4 protein-coding genes are annotated in these 6840 nt (G+C 58.7%); 1 reads left to right on the top strand and 3 read right to left on the bottom strand.

The genetic code is table 11. The features are described from left to right. On the bottom strand, positions 1 to 1059 hold a 1059-nt coding region (locus WCO56_16365; protein MEI7731152.1), incomplete at its 3' end, for an alpha-L-fucosidase. 267 nt (positions 1060 to 1326) lie between these two features. Between WCO56_16365 and WCO56_16360 the strand changes: the two genes are divergently transcribed. Then, complete coding sequence (locus WCO56_16360; protein ID MEI7731151.1) at positions 1327 to 2979, top strand: leucine-rich repeat domain-containing protein; 1653 nt, start codon at positions 1327 to 1329, stop codon at positions 2977 to 2979. A gap of 135 nt (positions 2980 to 3114) precedes the next feature. Here WCO56_16360 and WCO56_16355 read toward each other — a convergent pair whose 3' ends face one another. Together WCO56_16355 and WCO56_16350 are read right to left on the bottom strand one after the other, a co-directional pair. After that, positions 3115 to 3981, bottom strand: coding sequence for a hypothetical protein (locus tag WCO56_16355; protein ID MEI7731150.1), 867 nt, complete (start codon positions 3979 to 3981; stop codon positions 3115 to 3117). After that, a complete protein-coding gene (locus tag WCO56_16350) occupies positions 3978 to 6740 on the bottom strand; it encodes a glycoside hydrolase family 99-like domain-containing protein (GenBank protein ID MEI7731149.1) in 2763 nt (920 codons plus the stop codon). Before WCO56_16350 ends, WCO56_16355 begins: the two co-directional genes overlap by 4 nt. Positions 6741 to 6840 lie beyond the last annotated feature (100 nt).

Below are 6840 nucleotides of genomic sequence, written 5' to 3'. Positions count from 1 at the left end.
TGCCGGACAATCATGACGCTTGTGATCAAATTCATCGCAGGGAACATATAAGGTGTAGGCGCTGCGGGCATGCACCGACATTCCAAAAGGCAAACCCGCTTTTCGTGCCGCGTCCGCCCAGGCCCCAATGATGTCTCGTTGCGGTCCCATGTTCACCGCATTCCATGGCTGGTATTTCGAGTTCCAGTTATCAAAGTTGTCGTGGAACACGGCTTGAGCAACAAAATAACGTGCGCCCATGCTTTTATAAAGGTTCACCAACTTTTCCGGATTAAAGTTCTCCGCCTTCCATAGGTGGATAATATCTTTAAAGCCAAATTTCGAAGGGTGGCCGTAGCGTTGCAGGTGGATTTTATTTTGCTCGTGCCCTTGGAGGTACAAGTTGCGTCCGTACCAATCCCCCGCCTCAGGAACGCTCTCGGGTCCCCAGTGAGCCCAGATGCCGAACTTGGCATCGCGATACCATCGCGGCACACAGTAATTGCTCAGCGAGTTCCAGTCGGCTTGAAACGGCCCCTTTGGATAGGCCAGCATCGGCGGCGCGCTATTCGGCTGGAGCCGCACCAAAACCTGATTGATGGTGGCGTTGATGTTGACGGCCGCGCCACGGTTGGTGGTCGTGGTCACGTTGTTGGCAAAGCTCGTGTAGTCGCGGAACGTGCGCTTGCGGATTTCGGAGAGAATGGCGTTCGTGCCGATCTGCTTATTCGCATAGAAGGCAGCGATTTTGCTCCCCAACGCATCACCCTCTTTACGATTGGCTACGGCAAGGCGGTAACTCACTCCCGCGCCGAGCGCAGTCACCTCGTTCACGCCCGGATAGATAGGGAAATCCACTCCACGCCACTGAGCTATGCCGCCGCGCACAGGTATGGATTGCGGCGGAGCGTCTGCCCCATGTGCGCCTGCCACGATCACGCCGGCTATGGCCAACAGCAGGCGAACGATTATTCGTAACCGCGCACGCAGGTGCGTGTGTCCCGGAACCAACTTGAGAAAGTTGGCCTGTGCAAACGGCGTGCGCGGGCGAGCGTTTCGACGTTTATGAATTAGTGCCATAATTTGTTATTCCGATCTGCTCAGCTAAAGTTTATCATGGTGCAGCGTTCGCGAGGTAGTACCATTTTACGGGAAAAATATCTCATTTAGCGTTTGTCGTAGTCAAACTGATAGGAATTTACTTTTGGCACATTTGATGCTTTCACTTGTCGCGTTGCGGTAAGCGATGGGGTTAACACCCCATTGCTGGGGCGAGTGTCCGCCCCTAAACTCACATGCATGAACAATCGGTAGTATGCGAATGAGATTCCTTTGAACCCCAGCTTTATGAAATACGCCGTGAAACTTCTGACCCTCCGCCTGCTTTTGATGATTCCCACGGTGTTGAGCGCCCAATACACCTGCCTGACCAATAACGGCACGATCACCATTACCCAATACAACGGGCTTGAGGGCATGGTTATCATCCCTTCCTTCATTCACGGTATAATCGTCACCGACATTGGGCATGCGGCCTTCGGTTCCAGCACGGGCCTGACCAGCGTCACGATTCCTGAGAGCGTCACGAACATTGGAGTTGAGGCGTTCGGTGACTGCCCCAATTTGACAGCCATCACGGTGGATGTCCGTAATTCCGTCTATGCGAGTGTGGCTGGGGTCTTATTCAACCAGAACCTGACCACCCTCATCCAATGTCCGGGGGGTAAAGCCGGCAATTACACCATCCCCGCCAGCGTGACCAGCATTGGGGAAGATGGGTTTGGTGACTGCTCCAGCCTGACCAGCGTCACGATTCCTAACAGCGTGACTAACATCGGGGCCGAGGCGTTCGGTGACTGTCCCAGTTTGACGGCCATCACGGTGGATGCGTCCAATACCATCTATAGCAGTGTGGAAGGGATATTGTTCAACTTGAACCAGACCACGCTTATACAATATCCGGGCGGTAAAGCGGGCAGCTACCCGATCCCCGCCAGCGTTACGAGCATCGGGGAGGCGGCGTTCTATGAATGCGTTGGTCTGACCAGCGTTGCAATCGGCAACGGCGTCACCAACATCGGTGAGGATGCCTTTGGTGCCTGCCCCCGACTGATGACCATCACGGTGGATGCGCTTAATTCCGTTTATGGCAGTGCGGCTGGGGTCTTGTTCAACCAGAACCGCACCACGCTTATCCAATGCCCGGGTGGCAAAGCGGGCAGTTACACCATCCCCGATAGCGTGACGCGCATCGGGTTTTCTGCGTTCAGATACTGCACTGCACTAACTGACATCACGATCGCTGACAGCGCCACTAGTATTGGAGATAGTGCGTTCGCTTTCTGCACCGGGCTGACCCGCGTTACGATTCCCAACTACATCACCAACCTCGAGGACGAGGCGTTCAGTTCCTGTACCAATCTAACCAGCGTCACCATCGGCAACAGCGTCCGCAACCTTGGAAGTTATACCTTCGCATTTTGCCCGCGCCTAACCGACATCAGGATACCCAACAGCGTCACCAACCTCGGGTCCTGGGCCTTCGATTCTTGCGTTAACCTGACCCGATGCACGATCTCCAGCCGCCTCACGAATATTTCGGACGGGGTGTTTAACAACTGCACCAGCCTGAAGGAACTGTGTTTCCAGGGGAACGCCCCGAGCTGTGGATTGTCGGTGTTCGACGGCGTGACCAATGTGACCGTTTATTACTTGGCGGATACCGCGGACTGGGGCGCAACCTTCAGCGGGCACCCGACTGCACTGTGGAAACCGCAAGTCGTGACCATGGATGGCAATTTCGGGGTGCGGACGAATCAGTTCGGCTTCAATGTCCTTTGGGCGGACGGCCGGACTCTCATTATGGAGGCCAGCACCAACTTGGTCAATCCCGCCTGGGTGCCGGTCTACACCGACACCCTCACCAGCGGATCGTCCTATTTCAGCGATCCTCAGTGGACAAACCATCCCGGACGTTTCTATCGCCTCCGGGCGCCCTAAGCGGATAACCGGACCGCTAAACCGAAAAATGGGTTCGACTAGAACAACGCCTTAAATGAGACCATATTATTGCGCAGATACATCGGAATTGACTGGGGTCGTGCCGCAAATATTCCCCATTGCAAGCCGAGACGTTTAAGGCATCTGCATCACACGCGCCAGCCATTCCCGGGCCTGGCGGCGTTCCGGGAGGTCGTACAGCACCCAGGCGTCGGTATGGTTGCGGAAGGGAAGGGGCACAAAGGTGAAGTCACCGGGAATCTTGATTGTCCGCAAATAGTCCTCGGTGGCCTTCACGCCGCCTTCCTGGCTGATCCATTGGGGGCGACCGCGCAATCGCTGCAACCGCTCCAGGGCGGAGGCGCGGTCGGCGCCCTGATACGGCCAGTTGGTATTAACGCCGTCGTAATGGCTGTGGGCAAAGAACGCCCGCCAGAGCCAGCTGGTTTCCTCGTCGTGCAGCCCGAGCACGTTGCACCCGATGGCCCCGCGCGAAAATCCGGCCAGGACCAGGCGGTTGGTGTCCGCGCCGTATTCTGCGGCCAGCCAGCGCATGGCTGCCTGGCAGTAACCCACCGTCTCGGCAATGTCTCCCCACCAGCGGTTGGTGTTCGCGCGTTCATTCCCGCGCCCCACGATGTACGGCAGGCAAATCCACAGGCAGCCGCGTCCGCCAGACAGCCCGTAGCCCAGCCGTGAGTTTTCCGGCCAGCCCAGGCTGATGTCGCCATAGCGATTGGTATATCCACCATTGCCGGCGTATTCGGCAATCACCGGGTAACGGCGGCCCGGCTGCCAATCCTCCGGCAGATAGAGCACATGATAGACGCGTGTGCCGGCATAGCCCGGCAAGGTCTGGCGCACGCGGTGGCCGGGCGCGGGCTTGCCCTCGCGCAATTCCGGGATGACGAGATCCGGCTTGAGGGAACCCAGATCGGGCAGCGGGGCGGCGTAAACCGTTCCGGCGGCCAACAGCAGGAAACTGAAACGGAACCAGTTCATTTGACCAGGCGCAGGTAATCCACGGCGATCTGGACGCCAGCGCGGTTGCAGGGGTCCAGCCGCAGCCGGGTGATGGTTCCCTGCCAGCGTTTGCTTTGGCTTACCGGCACTTCGTAGTCGTGCCATTGACCATCCCCGGCAACTTCAAAGCGCATACTGGTGGCTTCGCTTTCGTGCAAACGCGCGGTGCTCCAGAACATCTGCCCCTGATCCTTGAAACCCTGGCCGGTGGTATCGGTCAGCTTCATGCGCAGTTGGATTTTCCCAAACTGGGCGGACTGGACCTTTAAGGGCGGGCTAAAGAACGCGGGATCATTGCCCACGGAACGCCCGGTCAACGCCCCTTCCACCACTTTTACGTCATCCAGATGCATGTGCGAATTCCACACCTCCGTCGCCTGGGTAAATTCCCAGGCCGTTTTCGATGGTTCCATGGTCGGGACCTCATACGGCCCCATGCCGACATCCGCCGGACCGAAATCCACGTGCGCATTCGTGGCACCGGAAAATACCTCACGAATGGCATCCAGATAGCTGAAACCGTATTGTTGATGCGGCTCGATATAGGAGCCTTCCCCCCATTCATTCCATGCCTCCACCAACGCAAAGCGGGTGACCGGGGATGGCTTCTGGACCTGGTCCATGAACGACCGGGCATCGAGCAGGTGTTGGCGGAATAATTCCGGGGTGCGTTCATACCGCACCAACGCGTTATCGCCATGCCATGGCCGGCTATCCCAGCCGCCGCAGATCGGCAGCATCAGCGGGATGGCGGTCTCGGACACGATGTGTTGCCACTGACGATAGTAGCCACCGATCAAGGTGGAATACGGAGCGGCCTTTTCATCCGCCGCCGCGCCGAGATGCGGCCAGTTGTAGGCGCTCACGGCATCGTACCCCTGCTGCGCGGCCCGTCGGGCCTGCCCCACGCTGTTCACACAGGTGACGAGATACAGGCCGGGCAAGCCCGCCTGGCGACATTCGGCGCGCATCGCCTCGAAGGCCGTTTTTACGCCTTCCACGCCGAGGTCTGAGGCAAGGCGATCCTCGCTGAAAATAATCATCACCGGCTTACCCTCGACGGTGAGATGCTCGGGCCGCTTGAAATAATTGGTGATCCAATAGCGGGTGACCGCCAGGCAATCCGCCTGGGATGAGGTGTTTTTCGGGTTATGATTCGCCCAGAGCAGGCAGAACTTCAACAGATTGCGATAGCGCGCCTTGAAATAGCCGTCGTGCAGCCCGTGTTCGTTGTGGCGTGCTCCCTGACTCCAATACCAATCGTAGGCAAAGAAGGTGATGCCATGCTCCACGGCCCATTTGATATGCCAGTCGGCGACCTCCGGGCTGCCTTCGGCGTACCAACCCAGCACCGGCTTGCGCTCGGGAAAATTCTGGAGGGGCTGCCAGCGGCTCGCATCCTGCCAGCCGGGATAATAATATGCGCCCACCTCGTAAGGACCACGCACCGGTTTCGGCTCGGGAACATAGGATGCTTTTTCCAGGCGCAGCGTGGGAGTGACGCGCATCGGCGCCTGGGTGGTAACCGGATTGGCGGCGGAGGCGGTGAGCCGCAGCACCGCATCGCCAGAGATCGGCGCCGCCGGCTTGAAGCGCCAGGCGAGATCCAGGGTCTCGCCAAAGGCGAGTTGGTTGGTCAGCGCCCCGTGCAGCGGCTTCACCACGGCAATGGCCCCCTTGGGTAAGGTCAACTCGGCCTGGAGTCCCGTGAGCGGCGCGCCGCCGGTGTTAACCAGGTGCGCCAGTATCCGATATTCGCCGCCGACCCGCGGCAAGGCTTCATCCAGGCCAAACGACAGGACCTGGATTTGCGCCGAACCTTGCGGTCCCGTGCCCACGCGCAGCCAGTTGACCATGCTGGCGGTATTGGTCGCATCCGTCGGGCGCAACCCGAGTGCGACAATGCGGCCCCGCCATTTCTCCACCGTCAGCATATCCAGATTGTAGGTGTGCGGGCGGCCATCCGCCGTGATGGGAAACGCCACCGTTTGCCAGCCGGGCGATTGGTCGGTGGCAAAATACAACTTGCCGGTGCGCCCTTTGGTGGCGGCCAGGCGCACGGCCAGATACGCGGCATCTTCGCTCGAAAACTGGACGGCGGGCGAGAGGAAGAAGCTGCGGCTGGTGGGCAAACCCACGATGACGCCGAGCTTGTTCGTCGTGCCGGTTGCGCCATCCAGCGGAAGCCAACCACATCCGCCCTGCGTGAAATCAAAGTCTGGTTTGACCGGCGCCGCGTCCGTCATCAGGTCCACAATCCGGATGGAGGCCAGTTCAAACCGGGTGCCGTCGTACACATCCAGGCGCAAGCGCATGATGCGTTTTTCCGTCTGCCAAAATGGCAGCAGCCGGATGGTTTGCCAATTGGTGCCGCCGGTGGCGGTGTAGCGTGTCACCTTTTCCGAGGTGAACCCGCCATACTTGCCTTCCTGAGTGTTGCTCCAGAACAGTTCCCCGACTCCGTCATGGTCGGCTTTCAAACAAATCTCCACCATCTGCCAGGGGGTGGCGGGAACGTTGAGCATGGTCTGGAGCGTAAAGATGGGGTCGCTCCCTTCCGTCCGAAAGGAGATGCCATCGCGGGTGGGCTTCACGTCTTTGATGTGGCCGTTGGCCGTCCACTCTTTGCGGGCGGATTCCTGGGTGAAGACCCATTCCTGGACCAGCGGTTCCCCGGCCCGGACCTGGACCAAGCTGGCAAGCATCAGCAATACCGTAATCTGGATACGCGATTTCATTAGGGCAAACGCTAAACCAGCCCCGTCAACTTTCAATCAAAAACCAAACTTGAAATTCAGGGATGCCGGCATCAATGTCGCGCCGCAATGACGCAACGGA

The organism is Verrucomicrobiota bacterium, assembly GCA_037139415.1.
Taxonomy (GTDB): domain Bacteria; phylum Verrucomicrobiota; class Verrucomicrobiia; order Limisphaerales; family Fontisphaeraceae; genus JBAXGN01.
The sequence above is the reverse complement of the archived record's forward strand: the minus strand, read 5'-3'. Positions and strand labels throughout refer to the sequence as shown.

Bases quoted from the DNA above. Each gene is read 5' to 3' on its own strand.
- WCO56_16360 (MEI7731151.1), top strand. From the start codon at position 1,327: ATGAAATACGCCGTGAAACTTCTGACCCTCCGCCTGCTTTTGATGATT.
- WCO56_16355 (MEI7731150.1), bottom strand. From the start codon at position 3,981: ATGAACTGGTTCCGTTTCAGTTTCCTGCTGTTGGCCGCCGGAACGGTT.
- WCO56_16350 (MEI7731149.1), bottom strand. From the start codon at position 6,740: ATGAAATCGCGTATCCAGATTACGGTATTGCTGATGCTTGCCAGCTTG.